This window comes from uncultured Senegalimassilia sp., assembly GCF_934636665.1.
GTDB lineage: Bacteria > Actinomycetota > Coriobacteriia > Coriobacteriales > Eggerthellaceae > Senegalimassilia.
In genome coordinates this window covers 111,754-136,171 of the sequence record NZ_CAKUAT010000006.1, presented here as the reverse complement: position 1 = coordinate 136,171, position 24,418 = coordinate 111,754, and the positions used below count along the sequence as shown (strand labels likewise).

The following is a 24,418-nucleotide window of genomic DNA, read 5'->3' as shown; positions in this document are numbered from 1 at the left end:
TGCAATCTGCAATCTGCAATCTGCAATCTGCAATCTGCAATCTGCAATCTGCAATCTGCAATCTGCAATCTGCAATCTGCAATCAAGGCAATGGTACCAAACTCGCACTTTGCCAGATGCAAGAGCACTCTCGTCATGGCGTTCCAACAAGCAAAGATCGGCAAAATGGCGACAAGGAGTAATACCCATCCTGCAATCAGTGGCCCTTCAACAAGCCACATCCATACATGCTAATAGAACCGCGAACATATACAAAAGGAGCGGCCCCGAAGGACCGCTCCTTAAAAGCTGAAATGGCTGAGATGTTATTCAGCAGCAACCGTGTAGTTCTTGTTCACGGAAGAGTCGACAGCAACACCCGGGGTCATTGTACCGGAAACGCTGACGGACTTGACGTACTTGCCCTTAGCAGCAGCAGGCTTCATGCGCAGAATCTCGTCGTAAACAGCACCATAGTTCTCAGCGAGCTGCTCGGGAGTGAAGCTGGCCTTGCCGATGATGACATGAGCAATACCGTAACGGTCAGCACGATACTCCACACGGCCGCCCTTGAGCTCCTTGATAGCCTGAGCAACGTTCGGGGTAACGGTACCGAGCTTCGGGTTCGGCATCAGACCACGGGGGCCGAGGATCTTGCCCAGACGGCCGACCTTGCCCATCTGGTCGGGAGTAGCAACAGCAGCGTCAAAGTTGAACTCGCCAGCCTGAATCTGAGCGGTCAGCTCGTCGGTGCCGACGATGTCAGCGCCAGCCTCACGAGCAGCGTCAGCTGCTGCGCCTTCGGCGAAGACAGCAACACGGACGGTCTTACCAGAGCCGTTCGGCAGGGAGACCGTGCCACGCAGCTGCTGATCAGCCTGACGGGTGTCGATACCCAGGCGGAAGTGAGCCTCGATGGTCTGATCGAACTTGGTGGTGGCGACTTCCTTCACCATTGCAAACGCCTCAAGCGGAGCGTAGGTGGCATCGCCGATCTTCTCGACGGCAGCGCGGTAAGCCTTGGAATGCTTTGCCATGATAGTTCCTTTCGTGGTTCGTAGCGAGCTTATGCGGCTTCTAACGCAAAGCCCTTCCACTGTCCAAAATCAAATGCATCAAACGATGCGAAATTCTTAAGCCTCGCCCCTGAGGATAGCGGCCAGTTTCTTGGAAGGCACGTAGGTCTTCTTCATCTCAACGCCCTCGACGCGCACGCCCATGGAACGAGCGGTACCGGCAACGATGCGCATAGCAGCATCGATGTCGTTAGCGTTCAGGTCGGGCAGCTTGATCTCAGCGATCTCGCGGAGCTGATCCTGGGTAAGCGTACCCACGAACTTCAGCTGCGGGATGCCGGAAGCGGACTTCAGACCCAGCTTCTCCTTGATCAACACAGCCGCCGGCGGGGTCTTGCAGATGAACGTGAAGGACTTGTCCTCGTACACCGTGATCTCAACAGGGATGATGGTGCCCTTCTGCTCCTGCGTCTGAGCGTTGAACGCCTGGCAGAACTGCATGATGTTGACACCCTGAGCACCCAGAGCCGGGCCGACGGGCGGGGCCGGATTCGCAGCGCCAGCAGGAATCTGCAGCTTAACGAAGCCGGTAACTTTCTTCTCAGCCATTCTAATTACCTTTCAAAATGCTTTTGCACTATATATCTTCACAGCCTAAGGAATGAGAAGCCCCGGTCCACGCGGGCACGCCTTAAAACTGCAGAGACCATTCTATATGCAGGAAACCTGATCGAACGAAAGCTCCACCGGGGTTTCACGACCGAAGATCGAAACCATGACCTTAACCTTGCCGGCATCAGGCATCACCTCAGAGACAACGCCATCAAACTCGGCCAGAGGACCGGAAACGACCTTGACGGCCTGCCCTGCCTCAAGATTGGTAGAGGTCTTCTTCGGGGCCTCATGACTAGTACGTTTCATGATTTTGTTGTACTCGTCACGAGTAAGCGGCGCAGGCTTGCTGTCAGCGCCGACAAAGCCGGTCACGCCAGGAGTATTGCGAACGGCAGCCCAGCTACGATCATCAAGTTCCATGCGAACCAGCACGTAACCAGGGAACACCTTCTTTTCGCTTTCCTTGCGACGACCGCCCTCTTTGATCTCGGTAACGGTTTCGGTAGGAATCTCGATAGCGAAGACATTGTTCTCAAGACCCATGGTTTCAATGCGGGTTTCAAGGTTCGTCTTCACCTTGTTCTCATAGCCGGAGTAGGTGTGAAGCACATACCACTTCTTCGACATGCCTTAAGCCCCCAATCCGGAAATCAAAAACAACAGCGGCGTGATAATGCCATTGTCAAGAACAGCAACGTAAATACCGAAGAAGAGAAGCGCGGCAACCACCACAACACTCCAACGAAGAACGTCCTGACGGCTGGGCCAAGTAACGCGCTTCATCTCAGCCTTGACATCCCTGAGGAACTGAAAACGCTTCTTCTTGGGCTTAGCAGCTTTCTTCTCGGCCTTCTTTTCAACAGCCTTGCTCTGCTTAGCGTCTTTTGCGGAATCAGCAGCCTGAGAAGATTTACCGAACAGCTTCTTCTTAGGAGCTTCGGTATCAGCGCTTTCGCCCTGGGCTTGCTTCAATGCCTCGGCTGCTGCTTCGGCCTGACGAGCTTCCTTACGAGCGGCGCGAGCGGCAGACGCCTTCGCACGCTGAGTTTTTGATTTCTTAGCCATCTGATTCCTTTAGGGATCGTTTTACCTCTAAACGCCAAACAAGCAGCCTGGCATCAAGCTGCTGATCAATTTAGCAACCTGACTACAAGCTGCTCGCTATTCGAGCTGGCAGGCCAGGAGGGACTCGAACCCCCAACATGCGGTTTTGGAGACCGCCGCTCTACCAATTGGAGCTACTGGCCTATGCCCGTGCTAACCTCTGAAAACTATCGGGTTTCCTTATGCAGCGTGTGCTTCTGGCACCACTTGCAGTACTTCTTCAACTCGATACGATCAGGGTTGTTCTGCTTGTTCTTCTTGGTCGTGTAGTTACGGCGCTTGCACTCCGTACACGCCAAGGTAACCATCGTGCGCATGAACTCTCCTTATAAGCCGTATTCAAACAAGCTTGAACGCATACACATGAATCTTAAGAAAGGGCCCGCCCGAAAGCGGGCCCTTTAAAAGCTGCAGCTTAAAACTAAGCGATGATCTTGGTCACTCGACCAGAACCAACGGTGCGGCCACCCTCACGGATAGCGAAGCGGAGGCCTTCCTCCATTGCAACCGGGTGAATCAGCTCAGCGGTGATGGTCACGTTGTCGCCAGGCATAACCATCTCGGTGCCCTCGGGCAGGTGAGCAACACCGGTGATGTCGGTGGTGCGGAAGTAGAACTGCGGACGATAGCCATCGAAGAACGGGGTGTGACGGCCGCCCTCTTCCTTGGTCAGGATGTAAACCTGGCCCTCGAACTTCTGGTGCGGGGTAACGCTACCAGGCTTGCAGAGAACCTGGCCACGCTCGATCTCCTCGCGCTTGATGCCACGGAGCAGGCAGCCGATGTTGTCGCCAGCCTGAGCCTCGTCCAGCAGCTTACGGAACATCTCGATGCCGGTGCAAACCGTGTTCTGGGTCTCCTTGATACCGACGATCTCCAGCGGGTCATTCACATGCAGAACACCGCGCTCGACACGACCGGTAGCAACGGTACCACGGCCGGTGATGGTCATGGTGTCCTCGACAGCCATCAGGAACGGCTTGTCAACGTCGCGCTCCGGCGTAGGGATGTAGGAGTCAACAGCGTCCATGAGCTCCCAAACCTTGTCCTGCCACTCCTTGTCGCCCTCCAGGGCCTTCAGAGCAGAACCGCGGATGACCGGGATGTCGTCTCCGGGGAACTCGTACTCGGTCAGCAGCTCGCGGGTCTCCATCTCGACGAGCTCGATGAGCTCCTCGTCGTCGACCATGTCGCACTTGTTCAGGAACACGACGATGTAGGGAACGCCGACCTGACGGGCGAGCAGGATGTGCTCGCGGGTCTGAGCCATGGGGCCGTCGGTAGCAGCGATAACCAGGATAGCGCCGTCCATCTGTGCAGCACCGGTGATCATGTTCTTGACGTAGTCAGCGTGACCAGGGCAGTCAACGTGAGCATAGTGGCGAGCATCGGTCTCGTACTCGATGTGAGCAATGGAGATCGTGATGCCGCGCTCGCGCTCCTCGGGAGCCTTGTCGATGTTCTCGAAGGCGGTGAAGTCAGCGTGAGCGGTGCCATGGGAGCCGTCGTTCTCGGACAGCGTCTTGGAAATAGCAGCAGTCAGCGTCGTCTTACCGTGGTCAACGTGACCAATGGTGCCGATGTTAACATGCGGCTTGGAACGCTCGAACTTCTCCTTAGCCATGTTTCATCCTCCTTATAAGGATCGCTTTCGCGAAACGAATCTAAAATAAAGCGCCCGATAAATCGGGCGCAGTGTAAGTATTGGTAGCGGTGACTGGATTCGAACCAGTGACGCCACGGGTATGAACCGTGTGCTCTAACCAACTGAGCTACACCGCCAAAAAGCTGGAGCCTGCGATCGGACTTGAACCGACGACCTCTTCCTTACCAAGGAAGTGCTCTACCGACTGAGCTACACAGGCGAAAGATGGTGGGCGCGCTAGGATTCGAACCTAGGTAGACAGAGTCAACGGGTTTACAGCCCGTCCCCTTTAACCACTCGGGCACACGCCCATGTTTCGCTGCTTAATTCATGTGCATTTATCAAGCTGCCTGCTTGCGGATCGGTGAGAACCCGAACGCGCGAGCAGTGGAATCATACGCTAGCTGAGAAACCGTGTCAACCCTTTACACGGCCCCGGGTGTATCCTCTTCAAACCTTCACAAAGCTTTGAATCCTTATCACCCGTTGCTGTAAGCTGTTCAGCTTTTCAGCAGGCGTTCCACTCCGAAGCTCGCTGTCGTGAGCTCCGCAAGCGAGGTAGTATATTACGGGATAGTGGACGTTGTGGCAAGCCCTTTTTCCAACTTTTTTTGAAAGATGGAGCTTCTCTTGCGTGCGCTGAGCCTCCCCCTTCGTAAGGCAGGGATTGTTTTCCCTGTTCAGCTTTATGCTAACGCGACCTTGGCGTCTTTTGAGCGAATCTCATTTTGCGCCCTGCCGTCCGTTACATTATCTGTAATGGGGGCTCTGCAGCCATTGGGCCCATTACTTCCCTCCTACGGTATTGCGCCTTGTCTATCGATCACATGCTCTAAAACAAATCGGGGGAAGGCCTGTATGCCTTCCCCCGATTGCATGCTATTCAGGTTATGTCTTCTAGGGCCTATGGCGACTAGAACTGCAGCGCATTCGTGAAATTCGACCACGAAAGCGAGTCGGTGTTACGCACGCAGGCGCCGAACGTAGGGGCATGCACGTACGGAGTGCCGCCGTAGCCGCCGGCGATTCCCACGTGACCGTAACGCCACAGAACGTCGCCCGGACGCGCCTCGCTGACAGACACCACACGCGTTGCACAAGCCATCTGAGACTCACTCTGATGCGGCAGCTCGATGCCAAGCTGGCGATAAGCCCACGTGACCAGGCCAGAGCAGTCGAACGAATCAGGTCCCTCGGCGCCCCAAACGTACGGGCAACCGATACGCGAGCAAGCGTAAGAATACGCAGCGCTGTTGTCGCCAGCGGAACCACCACCGCCGGGATAGACGATGGTGCTGCCACCGCTGCTGCTTCCGCCGCCCCAGCTGCTGCCACCGCCAGTGCTTCCACCGGTATCGCCACCCTGGTTGCCGCTATCGTTGCTTCCACCGCCCTGGTAGCCGCCGTCGTTTCCGCCGCCGTTGCCGCCGGCTGCTGCTGCAGCCTCCGCCTCTGCCTGTGCCTGAGCAGCGGCTGCGGCAGCAGCCGCAGCCTGCTCCTGCTCGAGCAACGCACGGGCCTCGTCGTCAAGAGAGTTCATGAGCTCGGTGGCGTTTTGCACCTTGACCTGAACCTCGTCGTGGATCTGCTTGCATTCTGCGGCCTTCTGGGCAGCGATCTGCTCCTGACGGGCAAATTCGTCTTTGGCTGCCTGAAGCTGCTCACGAGCGGCCTTGGTCTGGTCGACCAAATCGGCATCGTTAGCGTTGATCTGATTCAGCAGCTCCCAATTCTGAGTAAACTCGGCGAAAGAGGAGGCGCCGAGCAAAAAGTCGATGAACGTGGTGGAGCCGGAACGGTACATGCTGCGAGCGCGCGTGCTCAGACGATCTTGCAGACCTTCGATTTCCTCGGTGGTCTCGTCGATCTTTACCTGCTGCTCCTCCATGGAGCGCTGGGCGCTCTCCTGCTCATCAAGAGCTGCATAGTAGTTTTCGCCGGCGGTTTCCAGATCGGCCTGCAAGCCGACCAGCTGGTTGCGAACGGCATCCGCCTCGGCCTGCTTTTCAGCGGCCGTTTCAGCAAACGCGAACTCGGGGATGATAAGCGACGTGGCGCCAAGCGCTGCTGCGCCGCCGATGAATGCTCGCCTGCTGAGATCGATTATAGATTGGCTCATCCAAGAACCTCCTAGATTGAGCTTAAGTACTGTGATTACGGGCAATAGCATCGCATATGATAGCACGGAGAACGGTTGCAGGAAAAACGCTTGTGTGCTTGCGTTCATAAAACCAGTTCATGCGTATGCTTTTACGCAAACCCCCGATACGAGAAACGGGGAAGGAAACCCAAGGCCCCTTCCCCATCGAAATACCTATATATGTATCGCAGTTGTTATGCAGTCGCAGGATTCACATCCTCGTCCATGCGCGCCTCGGTGTAGTGATCGAACTCATCGTAGATCTCCTGCGAGGGCTCTGCCGTAAGCTTCGACACCACGAAGATGCACACCAACGAGATGATGAAGGCAGGCAGAAGCTCATAGATGCCGAACACGCCGCCGAGCGGCTTGATGAGGTTGTGCCAAACCACTACCGTGATAGCTCCGCCGAGCATACCCGCAAGGGCGCCGGGCAGGTTCGTGCGACGCCAATACAGGCTGCACAGCACGAGCGGGCCGAACGAGGCGCCGAGGCCGGCCCATGCATAGGAGACGACGCGGAAGATGACGGAATTCTCGTCGAGGGCGATAAGGATGCCGATGATCATGACCACGGCCAGCGTGATGCGAGAGACGATCATGACCTGGCGATCGGTGGCATCGCGCTTAATGATGCCGCGGAAGATGTTCTCGGCAACCGAAGAGCCAGTGATGAGCAGATACGACGAGGCAGAGGACATGGACGCCGCCAGGATGCCGGACACCACCACGCCGCACATGAAGGCGGGCAGGATCATCTGGGCGATAACGATGAAGATGTTCTCGGCTGCCGCATTGGTGCCGAAATAGGTGGGCAGCATGGCACGGCCGATGAAGCCGATGCACAGAGCGCACACCATGGAGATGACGACCCACACCACGGCGATGATGCGCGACTGGCGAACCTCTTCGGCCGAGCGAATGCCCAGGAAGCGCACGAGCACCTGCGGCATGCCGAAGTAGCCAAGGCCCCAGGCCAGGGTGGAGATGATGGTGAGAATGCCGTATTCAGTAGGCTCGCCGAACAGCGGCTGATCGCCCTGGACCGCCTGCAAGCCCGTATTCGCATCGATGATGGGCGTGGTGAGCTGTCCACCGTTCAAGAAGCCGGGGATGTTCTGCAGGAAGGCGATCGTCACATCGACGCCGCCAACGGAGGCGATGGAGCCGATGAGCACCACGGCCAGGGCGAAGAACATCAAGCAGCCCTGGATGAAATCGGTTGCCACAACCGAAAGATAGCCGCCCACCAGCGTGTATGCGAACACCACCACGGCGCCGAAGATCATCATGGCCGCATAGTCGATGCCGAACAGCGTGTGGAACAGCTTGCCGCAGGTGACGAAGCAGCTGCCCGTATATACGCAGAAGAACAGCAAGATGATGACCGCCGCCACCGTGGACAGGATGTTCTTCTTGTCATGGAAGCGGTTGGAGAAGAAGGCCGGAATGGTGATGGCATGCACGCGCTCGGAGTACTGACGCAGGCGCTTGGCCACGAACAGCCAGTTCAAATACGTGCCGATAGCAAGGCCGATGCAGGTCCACATGGCCTCGGAGGCGCCGAAGAAGTAAGCAAGACCGGGGATGCCCATGAGCAGATAGCCCGACATGTCGGACGCCTCGGCGGACAGCGCCGTGAACCACGGCCCCACCTTGCGACCGCCGATGAAGTACTCGTCGGTAGAGGAATTCGAGCGCTTGGCGTAGGAGAAGCCCACCGCCAGCACCACGACGAAGTAGATAACCATGGCCAAAACGACCAGCAAATCATTCGTTTCCATGTTCTGTGCCCGCCCCTTATGCCGTTTTCAAGCCCGTCCCCCAGGCAAACCGCACGGCCCTCCAGCCGGCATCGCCGAAATACGGGAAACGGACGCATTTAACGACCGGTCGATTGTTTACGTTGACGCTGGGATTATACTTGACTTCGCCTACCTCAGGTAGGTGTTTTCGATTGTTCTTACCCCGCAAACGGCGAAAGGATGCACCACGATGCCAGCTTACGCAGAGCTTGCCCATGAAGCGTTGGAATCAACGCGCGATGCGCTCACCCGCGAATACGAGTCTTTCAAGGCGAAGGGGCTGGCTCTGAACATGGCGCGCGGCAAGCCTTCCCGCGCACAGCTTGACCTGAGCATGCCCATGCTCAGGTGCATCACCGATGTCGACGACTGCACCGCCGAAGATGGCACGGACTGCCGAAACTACGGCGTGCTCGACGGCATTCCCGAGGCGAAGCGCCTTATGGCCGTTATGCTCGACGATGACGCCGAGCATGTGATGGTGTTCGGCAACTCCAGCCTGAACATCATGTACGACACCATGGCTCGTTGCTGGATGTTCGGCACGCTGGGCCATACGCCTTGGTGCAAGCTTGACGAGGTGAAATGGCTGTGTCCCTGCCCGGGTTACGATAGGCACTTCGGCGTGACCGAGGCCTTCGGCATCAAGATGATCCCCGTTGCCATGAACGAGAACGGCCCGGACATGGACGAGGTAGAGCGTCTGGTCGCCGAAGACGCTTCGATCAAGGGCATCTGGTGCGTGCCGAAATATTCCAACCCCAGCGGCGCAACCTATTCCGACGAGGTGGTGCGCCGCTTGGCCGGCATGCCTTGCGCAGCCGACGACTTCCGTATCTTCTGGGATAACGCTTACGGCATCCATCACCTGAACGACGACGCGGCGCAGCAGGACCAGCTGCTCGATATCCGCCGCGCCTGCGATGATGCCGGAAACCCCGACCGCTGCTTCAAGTTCGCTTCCACCAGCAAGGTAACCTTCCCCGGTGCGGGCATTTCGGCAATGGCGGCAAGCAGCGCCAACATCGCGGATATGAAGGCGCATATGAGCCCGCAGATCATCGGCCACGACAAGCTCAATCAGCTGCGTCATGTGAAGTTCCTGCACGACGGGAAGGGCCTGGCGGAGCACATGGCCAAGCACGCCGCCATCCTGCGCCCCAAGTTCGAGCTGGTAGACCGCAAACTGTCCGAGGGCCTGAGCGAAATCGGCGGCTGCACCTGGAGCAAGCCGCGCGGCGGGTACTTCGTCTCGTTCAACGCCCCCGCCGGATGCGCGAAGCGGATCGTGGAGCTTGCCAAAGACGCCGGCGTCACCATGACGGGCGCAGGCGCCACCTGGCCATACAAGCAGGACCCGGCCGACAGCAACATCCGCATCGCCCCCAGCCTGCCGCCCGTTGAGGAATTGGATGCAGCGCTTGACGTGTTCGTTTGCTGCGTGAAGCTGGCGTACGCGGAAAAGCTGTTGCAAGATTAAGCCGGACACGCCGATCAGATGCGCCATTCGAGCAACGTCAGCACAATGCCGTAACGATGATGCGCAAGCTTGTTTTAGCCCAAATCGATACACGCCGCGAGCGCAAACGCACAAAGGCGTAGGCGGGCTTCTCTTGCCTATATCGATTCTCCCTTGCAAGCATGCTCGGCATTGAATCGTGTCTAGGAACTTTTCGCGACCGTTATATAGAAATAGGTAAGGCCCGCTCGATTGAGCGGGCCTTTATTGCGTTTGCTTCAGTTTGCGTTAGTTAGCTTGCTTCGCAGCGTTCCATGCTTGCACGAGTTCTTGGGCGGCTGCATGCGGGTCAGGCGCAGCGCATACCGCGGATACCACGAAGAAGCCATCGACACCGGTTTGCGCAACGGCGGGGATGTCCGCCACCTTCACTCCCCCGCCAACCACGATGGGAACGGGGCTTGCCTGGTGAAGCGCCGCCAAGTCCTCAAAGCTTTTTGTGATAATGGTGCCATCTGCCGCCAAACCGCAGTCGGTTTTCGTGGGCGTCTCATGCAGCGGGCCGACGCCCAGATAATCAACCAGCGACATATCGGCGGTTTTCACGTACTCGAGCATCTCGTCGGCGCGAGCCGAAAGGCCCACCACCGCATCGGGGCCGAGCAAGGCACGGCACGCCTCGACGGGGATATCGGTCTGGCCAACGTGCACGCCATCGACCTTGATTCCCTGCTGACGGGCGGCATACACCGCATCCAGGCGGTCGTCGATAAGCAGCGCCACGCGGTCTTGCGCGCCGGCTTGCCGTATGACCTCGGATGCCTGGGCCGTGCAGGAGATGAGCTCGCGAGCCGAGCACTCCTTCGAGCGGATCTGAACGCAAGTGAACCCTGCCGCGATGGCCTGGGCCACCACGTCGGCAACGAGTCGGCCCAAGGTATTTTCCGGACCCAGCACCAGATATGCGGAAATATCCAGGTTGTCTCGCATGCTCATGCTATTCTCCCTTTTCAGCGTTTCCGTCGACAACGTCGCTTTCAAGGATGGCATCGACGCTTCGAACCTTCTGCTCCATCATATTCTCGAACCCAGGGCGGACATCCGCCTTCAGGATGACCTCAGTGCGAATGCCCTTCTGCGCCAAAACGAACGTGGCATCGCGGACCACGGCCATGACCTCGTCCCATTCGCCTTCGATCTCGGTGAACATCGAATAGGTTTTGTTGGGTAGACCCGATTCGCGGATGACGCGAACCACCTCGGCAACCTCGGGTGCAAGCTCATCGCCCACGCCGAACGGGGCGATGGCCACGGCAACCAGCGTGTTCACGATGCTACGCCTCCTGAATCTCGATGGGGTTGCCGGCAACCGCCTCGGGGGTTGCGCGGAACAGTTCGTCGATGAAGGCCACCTTGAAGCTTGCCGGAGCATCGGCGGCAGCTGCAGCCGCGACGCCCGCCAGGTTGTAGTGGTTCACCGCGGCAACAGCGGCCGTGAACGGATCGGTTTGCGTAGCGTATACGGCAAGCACGCCGCCCTGCGAACAGCCGAAACCGGTGACCTTGCCCATAAGCGCGCTGCCGCCATGGCTGATGACGACCGAATGCCCGTCGGTGACCAGGTCGGACTCGCCGGAGATGACGACGGCGCCTTCCGTATAGCGTGCCAGCGCGATAGCCGCCGCACGTGCAGCCTCCACCGTATCGGCGGTGTCGACGCCACGGGCGCGCGAAAGATCGTCGACCGTGCCCTCAAGACCCCACAGACCGGCGAGCGCGATGATCTCGGAGGCGTTGCCGCGCACGATGGCGGGCTTATACTGCTTGAGCTCGGAAAGCAGCTTGGTGCGCAGGCTGCCGATGCCGATTCCCACCGGATCGAGCACCCACGGCTTGCCGGCGGCCTGGGCCGCGGCCGCCGTGCGCGGGATGGTTTGCTCGTAAATGGGGAACAACGTGCCCATGTTCAGGTACACGGCACCGCCTGCGGCAACTAGGGTTTCGCCCTCATCGGGCAGATAGACCATGGCAGCCGAGCCGCCGACGGCGAGCTGGGCATTCGCCACGAAATCGATGGTCACGGTGTTGGTGATGGATCCGGCCAGGGGATTGTTGGCGCGCACGTCGGCGGCGGCCTTCGCGATGGATGCCTCGAGCTGATTTCGTTTGATCATATTCTCTCCTTTGCAACGAAAAACGAGGACGCTACCGTAGAAGATGGCGCCCTCGTCCGTGCACGAGAGATGCTCCCTACGCCAGCGTTACCTGGACAGGTTCAAAGGGTTAGGCTTGCGCCCTCTCAGCGCCGACGTTGCCGCCGGGCACCCCTGCATCGAATCTGTTGAGCATATAGTACACCGGCGCGTAAACCGCTTGCCCGTTAAACCGCCGAACGGACAAAGGAATCGCACGAGCCAAGCGACCGGCTTTACCGCGCGCCCTTTGCGCGCTCGACCTCCGAACGGATGCGGCAAAACCAAAAGCAACGGAACCCTTCGCCTTACTGTACGCGGCGCGGTTTGCGGGACAAGCGCAACGCCGCGATTTCGGCAGCCACCGCGCAAGCGGTGAAGGCAGCGGAGACGAACGGCATCGCCAGAAGCGGCATGCAGGTGATGAACACGCCTGCAGCGAACGACCCGAGCGCACTGCCGAGCTGCAGCGAGGAGTTCGACAAACTGACGGCAAACGCCGCCTCATCCCCGGCGTTGAGCATGATGAATGAATTCTGCGCCGGTAAGAATCCCCAGGATATGCCTGTCCACATACACGCTGCCGCCAGCGCCGCAGGCCACGACCCCGTGACAAGCCCCAACACCACCAGCGTTACCGCCTGAAGCGCCACGCAGCCGATGACCGCCGAAGCCGAACCGAAGCGATCGGCTGCCCAGCCGCTTGCCTTCGAACCGATCATGCTCATCAATCCGAAGGCGAACAGGGAGCCGCTCACCCACTCCGGCTGGGGAAGCACGCTTTCCATGAACGGCGTGATGTAGGTGTTCATGGAGGCGTATCCCACGAACATGAGCACGGTGCAAATCAGCGGCAGCACCACGCAGGGGTTGCGGAACACGCGCAGCGCATCGGCGTTGCGACGGCCCTGCCCGGCCGATGAGCTGCTCGGCGCGTCGGGCACGCGCACCACGAGCGCGATGACCGCGAATGCGACGCACGCCGCGACGACGAGCGCCCAATACGCCTGCTGCCAGGTGATAACGTTGCGCAGCATACGCGCGGCGGGAAGCGCGAAGACGAAGGAAGCGCTGAAGCCAAGAGCCACGTTCGACATAGCCGAGGCGGCATGCGAAGGGCCGGCGATGCGGCTTGCCGCGATATAGGCGGTTGCCGCAAAGGTGCCGTTGCCCACGCCCATGACGGCACGACCCGTCAAAATGACGGGATAGATGGGGGTGGCGGCGCAAATCGCCATGCCCACCGCCATAAGGGCAAGGCTGACCAGCAGCAACGTTTTCGGTCCGCGCGAGGTGAGCACCATGACCAGAAGCGGGGTGCCGATGGCGTTGCACACGCCATAGACGCCCATCATGAGGCTGACCTGGGAAAGATCGATACCGGCGATTTGCGCGACCTGATCGGGCACGCCCAAGATGTACTGGTAGGCGCACCCGAACACAAAGCAGCTGAGCGCCAACACCAAGATCATGAGATTGCCGCGCGCGCGGCTGGGCGTCTCCGCCGCGGATGCCGTTTCGAAGCAGCTCATGCCCTCACTTCCTGCACGCCTTGAGGGGCGGAATCCACGCGAATGCGCAGCAGATCGCCCGGCTGCAAGGAGATATCGCTGGTGAACGCATAGGTTTCCATAGTGCGATTGGCTACCGGCACCGGCTCAGGGGACGGGTTGGGACGGTCTCCGCTTGGCTGCACCAGCCAGGTGAGGCCCCTCACGTTCGCCGTTGCAATGGCCTTGCGCGGAGAAAGCGCCTCGAGTTCATCGCCTTCGCGGAACCGGTTATGGCACGTGGCCTCGATTCGCCACCTGCTCTCCCCTTCCGGGCAGCATGCGGTCACCGTAGCGGCATGCAGGTAATCCTTGTCATAACCGTCACGCTCCTGGCGTTGGCTTGGCTGACCGAAATAGAAGCCGGTGCCGTAGGGGCGATGCGAAATGGCATGCAGGTCGGACATGACCGTGGACGGGTCGGCGCCGTCCATGACCGCCCGATAGGCATGCACCACCGTGGCAACGTAGAACGCACGCTTATTGCGGCCCTCTATCTTGAATGAGCTGACGCCAGCTTGCGCCAGCTCATCGAGATGCTCGATCATGCACAGGTCATGCGCGTTCATGACATAGGTTCCGCGCACATCCTCCTCGATAGGGTAATACGCGCCGGGGCGCTTTTCCTCGACGAGCGCATAGCTCCATCGGCACGGCTGCGCGCAATAGCCTTTGTTGCCCGAGCGCCCCGTCATGGCCGCCGACAACATGCAGCGCCCCGAGAAGGCCATGCACATGGCGCCATGCACGAACGCCTCGATCTCAAGATCGCGCGGCGCCTGCGCGCGCAACTCGGCGATGTCCTCCACGCTCATCTCGCGCGCGACCACCACGCGCGAGGCGCCCAAATCGTACCAGGTGCGTGCAGCTTCGGCATTCATCACGGAAGCCTGCGTGCTCACATGCAGCTCCATATGCGGCGCATAGCGCTTCGCCAGAGAGAACGCACCGAGGTCGCTGACGATGAGCGCATCGGCGCCCGAGGCGTCAAGAGCCTCAAGATACGGCGGCAGGGCGGCGATATCCGCCTGGTTCATAAGCGTGTTCACCGTCACGTACACCTTCACACCCGCCGCGTGCGCGAAGGCGACGGCGGACGGGATATCGTCAAGCGTGAAGTTTTCGGCGCGTTGGCGCATGCCGAACCTGTCGGCGGCCAAATACACCGCATCCGCCCCGAAACGGACGGCAGCCTCGAGCTGGCTGCGGCCGCCCGCAGGCGCAAGGAGCTCGGTTGTTGAAAAATCTGTCATCGGTAGCAATCTTCGTAGTAATCGATCCAGTACAAACACGAAAGCCGCCGCGCGGCCTCGAACCCATCCAACCGGACGCCGCACGGCAAATCCGGCACCCTTTGCCCTAGGCCCGGTAAAACGCACCTTGCGTCAGGCCAGACCGGGCGCGGCCTTTCGGCCACGCCCGCAAGGTTGAAGACGGGAACGAAGCGGCGCAGCGGCCCGCAACGTCGGTTTTATCCTACTTGCCCTCGGAGGGGTCGTAGCTGACGCGAGCACCCTGAGGGGTGTCCTCGATGGTGAAGCCCAGCCCCGTAAGGCCATCGCGTACGGCATCGGCCACGGCCCAGTTCTTCTCGGCACGCGCGGTGGCACGAGCCTCGAGCAGAGCGTCGACAGCCTCATGAGCATCCGAGCCTTCGTAGCCGGCAACCTGTTTCGCCAGGTCGACGACCTCGGCCGGATACGCATCTTCCTGCGCATCCTCCCAATCCTGAGGAGCAACCTCCACGCCGAACACGCGCATGAGCGTGGTGATGGTCTCGCGCAGATCGCGCACGGAGGGAACATCGGAGAGCGAAAGCGTCTTGTCGGCGATCTGGGTGTTCGCGAAACCGACCAGGTCGAACACCTCGCCCAGCGCGCGCGGAGCATTGAAGTCGTCGTCCATGGCTAGGACGAACTCGACGCGCGTGGACTTCGTCTGCTTCAGGATGGCCTGGGTATCAAGCGGGCTGGGCACATCCTGGGCGTTCTTCATCTGCCAATCAAGGTTGCGCACGGCGTTCTCGATGCGGGAAAGCGCGGATGCAGCCTCGTCAAGACGCTCGTCGGAGAAATCGAGCGGGCTGCGGTAATGCGTTTGCAGCATAAGGAAACGCAGCACATCGGGGGACGTGGTCTTGAGGATGTCGCGCAACAGCAGGAAATTGCCCAGCGACTTGCTCATCTTCTCGTGGTTGATCTGCAGCATGCCGCTGTGCATCCAATGATTGGCAAAGGTGCAGCCGCATGCGGCCTCGGACTGGGCGCGCTCGTTCTCATGATGCGGGAACACCAGGTCGGCACCGCCGCCGTGGATGTCGAAGGGCAAGCCCAGGTACTTGCGCGACATGGCCGAGCACTCGATGTGCCAGCCGGGACGGCCCTGGCCCCACGGGCTTTCCCAAGAAGGCTCGCCGGGCTTGGCGGCCTTCCACAGCGCGAAGTCGAGATGGTCGCGCTTGCGGTCTTCCAGGCCCTGGCCGTCGGCGCGCAGCTCGCGATGACCGCCTTCCATCTCGTCGATGTTGCGACCGGACAGCGCACCGTAATCAGCATAGCTGCGCACGCTGAAGTAGACGTCGCCCTCGACCTCGTACGCGTGGCCGCCATCGATGAGCTCCTGGATGAGCTGGATCATCTCAGGGATCTCCTCGGTTGCGCGCGGGCGCACATCGGGGTCCTGCACGTTCATGGCGTGCATATCATCAAGGAATGCCTGCGAATACTCGGCGGCAACCTCGGCTGCGCTGCGGCCCTCTTCGTTGGCCTTCTTGATGATCTTGTCATCGACGTCGGTGATATTGGAGACGAATTTCACGTCGAAGCCACGCCAGGAGAGGTAGCGGCGGATGACGTCGAAGCTGACGAACGTACGGGCATTGCCGATATGGATGTAGTTGTACACGGTGGGACCGCACACGTACATGCCGATCTTCCCGTGCTCGAGCGACTCGAAAGGCACCTTTTCACGAAGTTTGGTGTCGTAGATCTTAAGCATTTGCATTCCTGTTCTATGTGCATGCCGCATGGTGCGGCGGGTTGACGAAGGCTGCGAAGGGACCGGGCGTTGCGAAAACCGCGCCCGAACTAGCTACATCGCGCCAGCAGGGCCACGGCCGTGGCGGAGATGCCCTCCTGACGGCCCTCGAAACCCAGGTGCTCGGTGGTGGTCGCCTTCACGCCGACGTTGTCGACCGCGATACCCATGGCGGCTGCCAAGTTCTCGCGCATCTGCTGGCGATACGGCGCCATCTTCGGCGCCTGAGCTGCGATGACGCTATCGACGTCGATGATCTGGTAGCCCTCTTCGCGCACCTTGGCCGCCACCGCCGCCAACAGCTTCATGGAATCGGCCCCCTCCCATTCAGGGTCGGTGTCGGGGAAGAGCTTGCCGATGTCGCCGCCGCGGATGGCGCCGAGCAGCGCATCTGCCACGGCATGCGCCAGCACATCGGCGTCGGAGTGGCCGAGCAGCCCCAGAGTGTGCGGGATATCCACCCCGCCGATGATGAGCTTGCGGCCCTCGACCAGCTTATGCACGTCGTAGCCCTGCCCTATGCGCAGGGCGCTGAATCCCAGGCTCATTGCTCCTGCTCGCCTTTCTGCTTGAGATAACGCTCGCGCACGGCGGCCACGAGCATGAGGTAATCCTCCGGTACGGTGAGCTTGATGTTGTCGCGCTTGCCCTCCACCACAAGGACGCGGCCGCCGAGACGCTCGATCAGCGAGCTGTCATCGGTGCCGACGAAGCCGTCGGAGAGCGCCGAGGCGTGCGCACGGCGGTAGATGCCCGCGCGGAACACCTGCGGGGTTTGCGCGTTCCAGAACACGCTGCGATCGGGCGTGCCGACGATGACGCCGTTTTCCACCACCTTGAGCGTATCGATGGCGGGATGGGCCACCACAGCGCCATCGGCGTCGATGTTGCCCTTGAGCGTGGCGATGGTATGGGCGATCAGGTCGGCCGAGATGAGCGGACGGGCACCGTCGTGCATGACCACGTACTCGAACTCCTCGGGCACCAGCTCAAGGCCGGAAAACGCCGATTCCTGACGCGTGGAGCCCGCCGCGGCGACCACGATGGGCGTAGCGAACGAGAAGGGGTCGACGGCCTTGCTCAGGTACTCGCCCTGGCGTTCGGCCGGACAGACGATGACGATGAGGCCAATGTCGCCTACAGCGTCGAAGGCCTCGACCGACCAGGTGAGAATCGGCTTGCCGCCGATTTCCACCAGCTGCTTGCCGCCTTCCTTGCCGAAACGCTCGCCCGTGCCGCCGGCCAAGATGATGGCCGCCGTCTTCGGGTTCTTGTCGACCTTGCCCTCAAGGCCGGCCAAGGATTGCGTGAGCGCATCGATGTCGAGCGCCGTGGCCAGATCGGCCGCGGCGAGCACCGAGGACGAGAACACCGGGTCAACGGTCTTGGGCATGGTTTCCTCTTTCCGTCGAAAACAAATGAGGCGGCCCCTTTCGGGACCGCCTTACATTCTAAAGCAACTGCCGCGTTTTCGCAGGCACGCTACGCGCTGTATGGAAAAAGAGCGCGTGGCAGGCGCTCCCCAGCCGGCCCAAGCAGGGCGCAGCGGAAGCAACCGGAACCTTAATCCGCAGCGCCGCCGCTTGCCGACCCGCCCGAGCCGGAGACGCCGGCGTGGCCCAGATCGAAGTTCGTGAGCAGAAGCTCGGCGTCGCGCGCGATGTTATCGTGCTTGCGCGGCGCAGGGATGGAGCCCGTGCCGGGGACGAACGCAAGGCTTTCGCCATCCTCGGAAACGTTGGCCTGGATGACCGAGCCGGACGTCCACTTGCCCTCGAGCAGCTCCTCGGACAGCGGGTCCTCCAGCAGGCGCTGGATGGCGCGGCGCAGCGGGCGGGCACCATAGGCGGCGTCGGTGCCTTCCTTCGCGATGAGCTTGTAGGCGTCATCGGTGAGGTTGATGGTCATGTTCTGGGCGATCAAGCGCTCGCGCAGGTCTGCCACCATGAGCTTGGCGATCTCGACGATCTGCTCCTGCGTCAAGGACTTGAACACGATGATCTCATCGATACGGTTCAAGAACTCGGGCCTGAACAGCTTTTTCACCTCGCCCATAACGCGGGACTTGATCTCCTTGTCGGAAAGTCCTGCCTTGCCCTCGGGGCTGAAGCCGAGCGTGGTAGGCGCGGAGATCTCGCGGGCGCCGACGTTGGACGTCATGATGATGACCGTGTTGCGGAAATCGACCGTGCGGCCCTGGGCGTCGGTCAGACGACCTTCCTCCAGGATCTGCAGCAGGATGTTGAACACATCGGGATGAGCCTTCTCGATCTCGTCGAACAGCACCACCGAATACGGGCGCTGGCGCACGGCCTTGGTGAGCTGGCCGCCCTCGTCGAAGCCCACATAGCCCGGAGGCGAGCCGACCAGACGGCTGACGGAGTGCTTCTCCATGTACTCGGACATATCGAAGCTGATGAGCGCGTCCTCAGAGCTGAACAGGAACTCGGCGAGCGCCTTGGACAGCTCGGTCTTGCCCACGCCCGACGGGCCCAGGAAGATGAAGCTGCCGGCGGGGCGCTTGGGGTCCTTCAAACCGGCGCGGCTGCGGCGGATGGCCTTCGACAACGCGGTCACGGCCTCTTCCTGGCCGATGACGCGCTCGTGCAGCACGCCTTCCATGCGCAGCAGCTTCTCGGTTTCGGCCTCGGTAAGGTTGGACACGGGCACGCCGGTGGTCATGGAGACGACGTCGGCAATGTCCTGCGCCGTTACCTGATGCACCGATTTCCGGGAATCTTCGGCCCATTTCTTCTCGGCCGCGGCGCGCTCGTCTTTCACGGCGGACTCCTGGTCGCGCAGCTTGGCGGCGCGCTCGAAGTCCTGCTCGGCGATGGCCTTGTCCTTGTCGGAGCGGATCTGGCGCAGCTTGTCGTCCATCTCGCGCAGCTCGTCGGGCAAGGTCATGTTGCGAATGCGCATGCGGGCGCCGGCCTCGTCCATAACGTCGATGGCCTTGTCGGGCAGGAAGCGGTCCTGGATATAGCGGTCCGACAGCGTGACGGCGGCCTGAAGCGCCTCGTCGGTGAAATGCACCTGATGATGCGCCTCGTAGCGGTCGCGCAGGCCCTCCATGATGCGCAGCGCCTGCTCCTCGTTGGGCTCGCCGACCGTGATGGGCTGGAAACGGCGCTCGAGGGCGCTGTCCTTCTCCAGATGCTTGCGGTATTCGTCGATGGTGGTGGCGCCGATGACCTGGATCTCGCCGCGCGACAGCGGCGGCTTGAGGATGGCGGCGGCGTCGATGGAGCCCTCGGCAGAGCCCGCGCCGATAAGCGTGTGCATCTCGTCGATGAACAAGATGATGTCGCCGGCTTCCTTGACCTCCTTGATGCACTTCTTCAAGCGGTCCTCGAACTCGCCGCGGTACTTGCTGCCGGCCACAAGGGCGGACACGTCGAGCGTGAGCAGACGCTTGCCGCGCAGGATATCGGGAACCTGGTTGGACACGATGAGCTGCGCCAAGCCCTCGGCGACGGCGGTCTTGCCCACGCCGGGCTCGCCGATGAGCAGCGGGTTGTTCTTCTGGCGGCGGGAGAGGATCTGCATGACGCGCTCGATCTCGCCGGCGCGGCCGATGACCGGGTCGAGTTTGCCGTCGCGCGCTTTCTGCGTAAGGTCGGTGCCGAACTCCTTCAGGGCGCTGTCGGGCACGGTACCGGCCGCCTCGAAGGGGTTGCGGCCCGCGTACACGGGGCTTTGGCCCACCAAATCGTTGAGCGCGGTGCGAATGTCGTCGCCCTTCACGCCAAGGCGCGAGAGCACGTCGAGCGCCGTGCCCTCGTTCTCGCGCACGATGCCGAGCAGCAGATGCTCGGTGGAGATATAGCTCTGCCCCATCTGCATGGCCTCGCGCAGGCTGTTCTCGAGCACGCGCTTGACGCGCGGGGTGAACGAAAGGTGGCCGGACACGTCGGCGCCCTCGTCGATGGAGGCCACCTCGCGGATACCCTTCACCACGGCGTCATAAGCCACGCCCAAGCGCTCAAGGGCCTGGGCGGCAAGGCCGTCCTTTTCCTGGATAAGGCCCAGCAGGATATGCTCGGTGCCCACATAGGGCTGATGCAGGGCACGTGCCTCGTCCTGGGCCAAGACGAGCACCTTGCGCGCCTTGTCCGTGAACTTCTCAAATGACATGAAGCCTCGATTCTCGCGGCATATGATTATGGTCTCGGTTGTTCATGTTAGCACTCCCGTCAATGGACTGCTAAGCCGTTTACGTATCGTATACATAATAAAGTAGCCCGAAGCCGCACAGCGCCCGTTGCCCTTGCTACGTGCAATCCGCACACACCGGAAGCGCTTTTGGACCCCTTTTGCCCCTTTCTACCCGGATTTCGCAAGCGGTTCTTCACGAAAGGACGACAAGCGCGCAAGTACGGCGCCTTGACCGATGCACACGCTTATACTGGTTGCGAAACGCGCGACAGCGCGGCCCATCCCCTTCAACCGACAGGATCGCATGAACAGGCACACCATACGCTACGCCCTTATCCTTATCGCCGCCCTTGCCGTGGCGGCGCTGGCCGTCGCCCGGTTCGACGGCCTCTGCTCCATCTTCTCAACCGTCTGGTCCGCCCTTGAGCCTTTAGCCATCGGCGCGGTGCTGGCATACCTGCTCAACTTCATTGCAGCGGCGCTCGAGTCCCGGTGGTTTCCGCGCTCGAATAGCGCGCTTGTGGCGAAAACGCGCCGCCCCATCTGCGTCATCCTGGCCATCGCCGCCGTCACCTTGGCGCTTGCGGCGCTGACCGCATTCGTGGGCGGCGAGTTCAAATCCGTGGGCTCCGCCATCATCACCGGCATATCGGAAGCTGCGGCCATGGCGTCGCAGGCCATCGCGAACCTTCCCGGTGCGCAAGCCATTCCGATCTTGGACAACGCCACCTGGAACTCCATCGGGCAAAAGGCTCTGGACGCCATGGGCGGCACCGACCAGGCGCTGCGCATCGTGGCGCAGACCAGCGGAGAGGTGGCGCACCTGACGCTTTCGATCCTGCTGGGCATGGTGTTCGCTCTGTACCTGCTGCTTGACAAGGACCGCGTGCATGCCGGCGCCATGCGCGCGGCAAGCTTCATCCCCGGCGAGAACCTGCGCCGCCGCGTGCTGCACGCATGCAGCATCACCAACGACTGCTTCTCGCGTTTCATCCGCGGGCAATGCATCGAGGCCATCATCCTAGGCGCCCTGTGTGCAATCGGCGGCACCATCCTGCAGTTCCCTTATGCGGCATCCATCGGCCTTATCGTGGGCGTATCGTCGCTCATCCCGTTCGCCGGCGCATGGATCGGCGGCATCATGGGTGCAGCGATGATCCTGTCGCAAGATCCTATGCAGGCCCTGCAGTTCATCGTGTTCCTAGTGGTCCTCCAGCAAATCGAGGGGCACCTCATCTACCCGAACGTGGTGGGACAGTCGGTGGGCCTGCCGAGCATCTGGGTGTTCGTGGCCGTGATCGCCGGCGGGTCGCTGTTCGGCCTTCTGGGCGTGCTTTTGGGCGTACCCGTCATCTCCACGCTCCGAACGCTTGCCATGGAGCACTTCGCGCAAGTTGATGCCGAAAACGGCAGCGAAGACGAAAGCGACGCGGCTATCAAACCCGCAACACTGGCATAACGTCATCCGCAACGGGACGATCCTATGGCGCGGCACCGCGTCATAGGATCGAGCGGCGAAACGCAACCGCACGTTCGCCTTCCACCAAACAAAGAAAGCCCGCCTGGGTTAACCTAGGCGGGCTTTCTTGCAATCACGATATAAGGTTTGCCGCTTAGTACAGCTTGGCGCCTGCCGGGATACGGTCGGAGACCATGAGCAGGTTCAGACGCTCCTCGGTGGTGTCGTCGTCGACCTTTTCCTCGTGCACGGCGGACAGCAGCATGCCGCAGGAGGCGATGCCCATCATCTTGCGCGGCGGCAGGTTGGTGATGGCCACGAGCGTGCGACCCACCAGCTCCTCCGGCTCGTAGTAGGCGTGGATACCGGACAGGATGGTGCGATCGGTGCCCGTACCATCATCAAGCGTGAACTGCAGCAGCTTCTTGCTCTTCGGCACGGCCACGCAGTCCTTGACCTTCACAGCACGGAAGTCGGACTTGCTGAACGTGTCGAAGTCCACCTCGTCGGCGAACAGCGGCTCGACGACCACCTTGGAGAAGTCGATGGGCTCCTCGGCGGGGTGCTCGACGGGAGCGGCCGGGCGTGCAGCGGGCTTGGCACCGGCAGGGGCCTCGTCGCGCATGTGCGGGAACAGCAGCACGTCGCGGATGGTCGGCGAATCGGTGAGCAACATGGTCAGACGGTCGATGCCGATGCCCACGCCGCCTGCCGGAGGCATGCCGTACTCGAGCGCGCGGATGTAGTCGGCGTCGTAGCCCATGGCCTCGTCGTCGCCCATGTCCTTGGCCTCGACCTGCGCACGGAAGCGCGCGGCCTGGTCGACCGGGTCGTTGAGCTCGTTGAAGGCGTTGGCGTACTCGTGGCCGCAGATGAACAGCTCGAAACGCTCGGTGAGCTCGGGATTGTTCGGCAGCTTCTTGGCCAGCGGGGAGATCTCCAGCGGATGCTCGGTGACGAACACGGGCTGGATGAGCTTCTCCTCGGCCACGGCCTCGAAAATCTCGGAGATGAGCTTGCCCTTGCCCCAGGCGTCCTCGGCGCGACCGCCGTTCTTCTCCAGGATGGCCACCAGGTCCTCGCGGCTACGGTCGAAGGAGACCTCTTCGCCGGCATAGCGCGTTGCCAAGCCGCACATGGTCTCGCGCGGCCACTGGCCGGACAGGTCTATGTCGACGCCCTGGTAGCTGACCTTAAGCGTGCCGCAGGCGGCTTCGGCGGCCGCCTTGATGAAGCCCTCGGTGAGGTCCATCATGCCGTTGAGGTCGGAGAAGGCCTGGTATGCCTCCATGGTGGTGAACTCAGGGTTGTGGTACGGGTCCATGCCCTCGTTGCGGAACTGGCGGCCGATCTCGAACACCTTCTCGAAACCGCCTACGAGCAGGCGCTTAAGCGGCAGCTCGGTGGCAATGCGCAGGAAGTAGTCGCGGTCGAGCGCGTTGAAGTGCGTCACGAACGGCTTTGCGTTCGCGCCGCCCAGGATGGGATGCAGAAACGGCGTTTCCACCTCGTAGAAGCCCTGGTCCTCCATGTGGCGGCGGATGGCGGCGACGATCTTGAAGCGCTTCTCGAAGACCTGCTTGACCTCGGGGTTCATGACCAGGTCGACGTAACGCTGGCGATAACGCGTCTCCTTGTCCGCCAGGCCGTGGAACTTCTCGGGCAGCGGGCGGATGGACTTGCTGAGCAGCTCGAAGGACGAGACGGCCACGGACAGCTGGCCGCGACGCGTGCGCATCATAGCGCCCTCGACGCCGATCCAGTCGCCCACATCAAGGTCCTTCAAGCGGCCGAAGGCCTCTTCGCCCAGCTCGTTGATGCGGCAGAACAGCTGCATGTCGCCCGTGGCGTCGCGCAGGCCCAAAAAGGCGATCTTGCCCTGAACGCGCTTGGACATGATACGGCCGGCGACCTTGACCAGGTCCTCGGTGGAATCCCCGTCCTCAAGGTGCGCGTACAGCTGCTCGAGCTCGGCCAGGTGATGGCTGTAGTCGAACGCATGACCATAGGGGTTCTGGCCCGCATCGAGCATGGCCTGGCGCTTGGCCTTGCGCACCTCGATGGGATCGTCTTCGATAACTTCAGGGGTATTGCTCATGGGAAAGCCCTTCTAAGTACAGGGATTTGGTTGAGTAAGCGAGAGCAGCTGCGGTGCGCCGGGTTTGGCCGAAGCGAGCAGGCATAGGCCCGTAGCCTTGTCCGTGAAACCGAATGCGCAAGCGACGCGGCGCAGCCAGCCGCAACATCGAGAAGTTCCGCT

21 protein-coding genes, 4 tRNA genes and 1 riboswitch are annotated in these 24,418 nt (G+C 61.0%); of the genes, 3 read left to right on the top strand and 22 right to left on the bottom strand.

Going from position 1 to position 24,418, the window contains the following annotated elements; genetic code table 11:
* Window positions 1–182, top strand: a 182-nt coding sequence (locus tag Q0G75_RS03955; RefSeq protein WP_294417729.1) for a hypothetical protein, incomplete at its 5' end; no start/stop codon positions are given.
* Between the two features lie 123 nt (window positions 183–305).
* Here the strand turns inward: Q0G75_RS03955 and rplA are convergent.
* The 12 genes from rplA to Q0G75_RS03895 all read right to left on the bottom strand — a co-directional run bounded on the left by rplA (window position 306) and on the right by Q0G75_RS03895 (window position 8,283).
* Window positions 306–1,016, bottom strand: coding sequence for a 50S ribosomal protein L1 (rplA, locus tag Q0G75_RS03950; protein WP_042434711.1), 711 nt, complete (start codon window positions 1,014–1,016; stop codon window positions 306–308).
* A 96-nt stretch (window positions 1,017–1,112) separates the two neighbouring features.
* Window positions 1,113–1,604 (bottom strand): 50S ribosomal protein L11, encoded by a 492-nt coding sequence (gene rplK, locus Q0G75_RS03945; RefSeq protein WP_042434714.1) that lies wholly within the window; start codon window positions 1,602–1,604, stop codon window positions 1,113–1,115.
* A 102-nt stretch (window positions 1,605–1,706) separates the two neighbouring features.
* Entirely contained in the window at window positions 1,707–2,237 is a 531-nt protein-coding gene (nusG, locus tag Q0G75_RS03940; RefSeq protein ID WP_042434717.1) for a transcription termination/antitermination protein NusG, read from the bottom strand.
* Between the two features lie 3 nt (window positions 2,238–2,240).
* Window positions 2,241–2,675, bottom strand: a complete 435-nt coding sequence (gene secE, locus Q0G75_RS03935) for a preprotein translocase subunit SecE (RefSeq protein ID WP_294417725.1) — start codon at window positions 2,673–2,675, stop codon at window positions 2,241–2,243.
* Window positions 2,676–2,781: 106 nt separating this feature from the next.
* Window positions 2,782–2,858 (bottom strand) — tRNA-Trp (locus tag Q0G75_RS03930).
* A gap of 23 nt (window positions 2,859–2,881) precedes the next feature.
* Window positions 2,882–3,031: a 50S ribosomal protein L33 gene (gene rpmG / locus Q0G75_RS03925; protein ID WP_042434722.1), complete on the bottom strand. Its 150-nt coding sequence runs from the start codon at window positions 3,029–3,031 to the stop codon at window positions 2,882–2,884.
* Window positions 3,032–3,135: 104 nt separating this feature from the next.
* A complete protein-coding gene (gene tuf, locus Q0G75_RS03920) occupies window positions 3,136–4,338 on the bottom strand; it encodes an elongation factor Tu (protein ID WP_294417723.1) in 1,203 nt (400 codons plus the stop codon).
* Window positions 4,339–4,419: 81 nt separating this feature from the next.
* A tRNA-Met gene (locus tag Q0G75_RS03915) sits at window positions 4,420–4,496 on the bottom strand.
* A 7-nt stretch (window positions 4,497–4,503) separates the two neighbouring features.
* Window positions 4,504–4,579, bottom strand: a tRNA-Thr gene (locus tag Q0G75_RS03910).
* 6 nt (window positions 4,580–4,585) lie between these two features.
* Window positions 4,586–4,670: transfer RNA gene (locus Q0G75_RS03905), tRNA-Tyr, on the bottom strand.
* 602 nt (window positions 4,671–5,272) lie between these two features.
* Window positions 5,273–6,478, bottom strand: coding sequence for a C40 family peptidase (locus Q0G75_RS03900; RefSeq protein WP_294416866.1), 1,206 nt, complete (start codon window positions 6,476–6,478; stop codon window positions 5,273–5,275).
* Between the two features lie 215 nt (window positions 6,479–6,693).
* Window positions 6,694–8,283: a sodium/proline symporter gene (locus Q0G75_RS03895; RefSeq protein ID WP_294416868.1), complete on the bottom strand. Its 1,590-nt coding sequence runs from the start codon at window positions 8,281–8,283 to the stop codon at window positions 6,694–6,696.
* Between the two features lie 211 nt (window positions 8,284–8,494).
* On the opposite strand from Q0G75_RS03895, the gene Q0G75_RS03890 reads away from it, so the two are divergent.
* Window positions 8,495–9,784, top strand: coding sequence for an aminotransferase (locus Q0G75_RS03890; RefSeq protein WP_294416869.1), 1,290 nt, complete (start codon window positions 8,495–8,497; stop codon window positions 9,782–9,784).
* 267 nt (window positions 9,785–10,051) lie between these two features.
* Here Q0G75_RS03890 and Q0G75_RS03885 read toward each other — a convergent pair whose 3' ends face one another.
* The 9 genes from Q0G75_RS03885 to Q0G75_RS03845 all read right to left on the bottom strand — a co-directional run bounded on the left by Q0G75_RS03885 (window position 10,052) and on the right by Q0G75_RS03845 (window position 20,678).
* The gene (locus Q0G75_RS03885) at window positions 10,052–10,759 is read right to left on the bottom strand and encodes a thiamine phosphate synthase (protein WP_294416870.1); all 708 of its coding nucleotides are present in this window, start codon (window positions 10,757–10,759) and stop codon (window positions 10,052–10,054) included.
* A 1-nt stretch (window position 10,760) separates the two neighbouring features.
* Window positions 10,761–11,093: a thiamine-binding protein gene (locus tag Q0G75_RS03880; protein ID WP_294416872.1), complete on the bottom strand. Its 333-nt coding sequence runs from the start codon at window positions 11,091–11,093 to the stop codon at window positions 10,761–10,763.
* A gap of 4 nt (window positions 11,094–11,097) precedes the next feature.
* On the bottom strand, window positions 11,098–11,937 hold the full coding sequence (gene thiM, locus Q0G75_RS03875) for a hydroxyethylthiazole kinase (protein ID WP_294416874.1): 840 nt from the start codon (window positions 11,935–11,937) through the stop codon (window positions 11,098–11,100).
* A gap of 56 nt (window positions 11,938–11,993) precedes the next feature.
* A riboswitch (TPP riboswitch) is annotated at window positions 11,994–12,102 on the bottom strand.
* A 161-nt stretch (window positions 12,103–12,263) separates the two neighbouring features.
* A complete protein-coding gene (locus tag Q0G75_RS03870; protein WP_294416877.1) occupies window positions 12,264–13,487 on the bottom strand; it encodes an MFS transporter in 1,224 nt (407 codons plus the stop codon).
* Window positions 13,484–14,758 (bottom strand): U32 family peptidase, encoded by a 1,275-nt coding sequence (locus Q0G75_RS03865; protein WP_294416878.1) that lies wholly within the window; start codon window positions 14,756–14,758, stop codon window positions 13,484–13,486. The genes Q0G75_RS03870 and Q0G75_RS03865 overlap by 4 nt, the downstream gene beginning before the upstream one ends.
* A 223-nt stretch (window positions 14,759–14,981) precedes the next feature.
* Window positions 14,982–16,502: a cysteine--tRNA ligase gene (gene cysS, locus Q0G75_RS03860; RefSeq protein WP_294416879.1), complete on the bottom strand. Its 1,521-nt coding sequence runs from the start codon at window positions 16,500–16,502 to the stop codon at window positions 14,982–14,984.
* Between the two features lie 89 nt (window positions 16,503–16,591).
* Entirely contained in the window at window positions 16,592–17,089 is a 498-nt protein-coding gene (gene ispF / locus Q0G75_RS03855; protein ID WP_294416881.1) for a 2-C-methyl-D-erythritol 2,4-cyclodiphosphate synthase, read from the bottom strand.
* The gene (gene ispD / locus Q0G75_RS03850; protein ID WP_042434753.1) at window positions 17,086–17,934 is read right to left on the bottom strand and encodes a 2-C-methyl-D-erythritol 4-phosphate cytidylyltransferase; all 849 of its coding nucleotides are present in this window, start codon (window positions 17,932–17,934) and stop codon (window positions 17,086–17,088) included. Before ispD ends, ispF begins: the two co-directional genes overlap by 4 nt.
* 170 nt (window positions 17,935–18,104) lie before the next feature.
* Window positions 18,105–20,678 carry an ATP-dependent Clp protease ATP-binding subunit gene (locus Q0G75_RS03845; protein WP_294416883.1) on the bottom strand — a complete coding sequence of 858 codons (2,574 nt, stop codon included), beginning with the start codon at window positions 20,676–20,678 and terminating at the stop codon, window positions 18,105–18,107.
* A 325-nt stretch (window positions 20,679–21,003) separates the two neighbouring features.
* On the opposite strand from Q0G75_RS03845, the gene Q0G75_RS03840 reads away from it, so the two are divergent.
* Entirely contained in the window at window positions 21,004–22,158 is a 1,155-nt protein-coding gene (locus tag Q0G75_RS03840) for an AI-2E family transporter (protein ID WP_294416886.1), read from the top strand.
* A gap of 154 nt (window positions 22,159–22,312) precedes the next feature.
* Here Q0G75_RS03840 and lysS read toward each other — a convergent pair whose 3' ends face one another.
* Entirely contained in the window at window positions 22,313–24,256 is a 1,944-nt protein-coding gene (lysS, locus tag Q0G75_RS03835) for a lysine--tRNA ligase (protein ID WP_294416887.1), read from the bottom strand.
* Window positions 24,257–24,418: the final 162 nt, after the last annotated feature.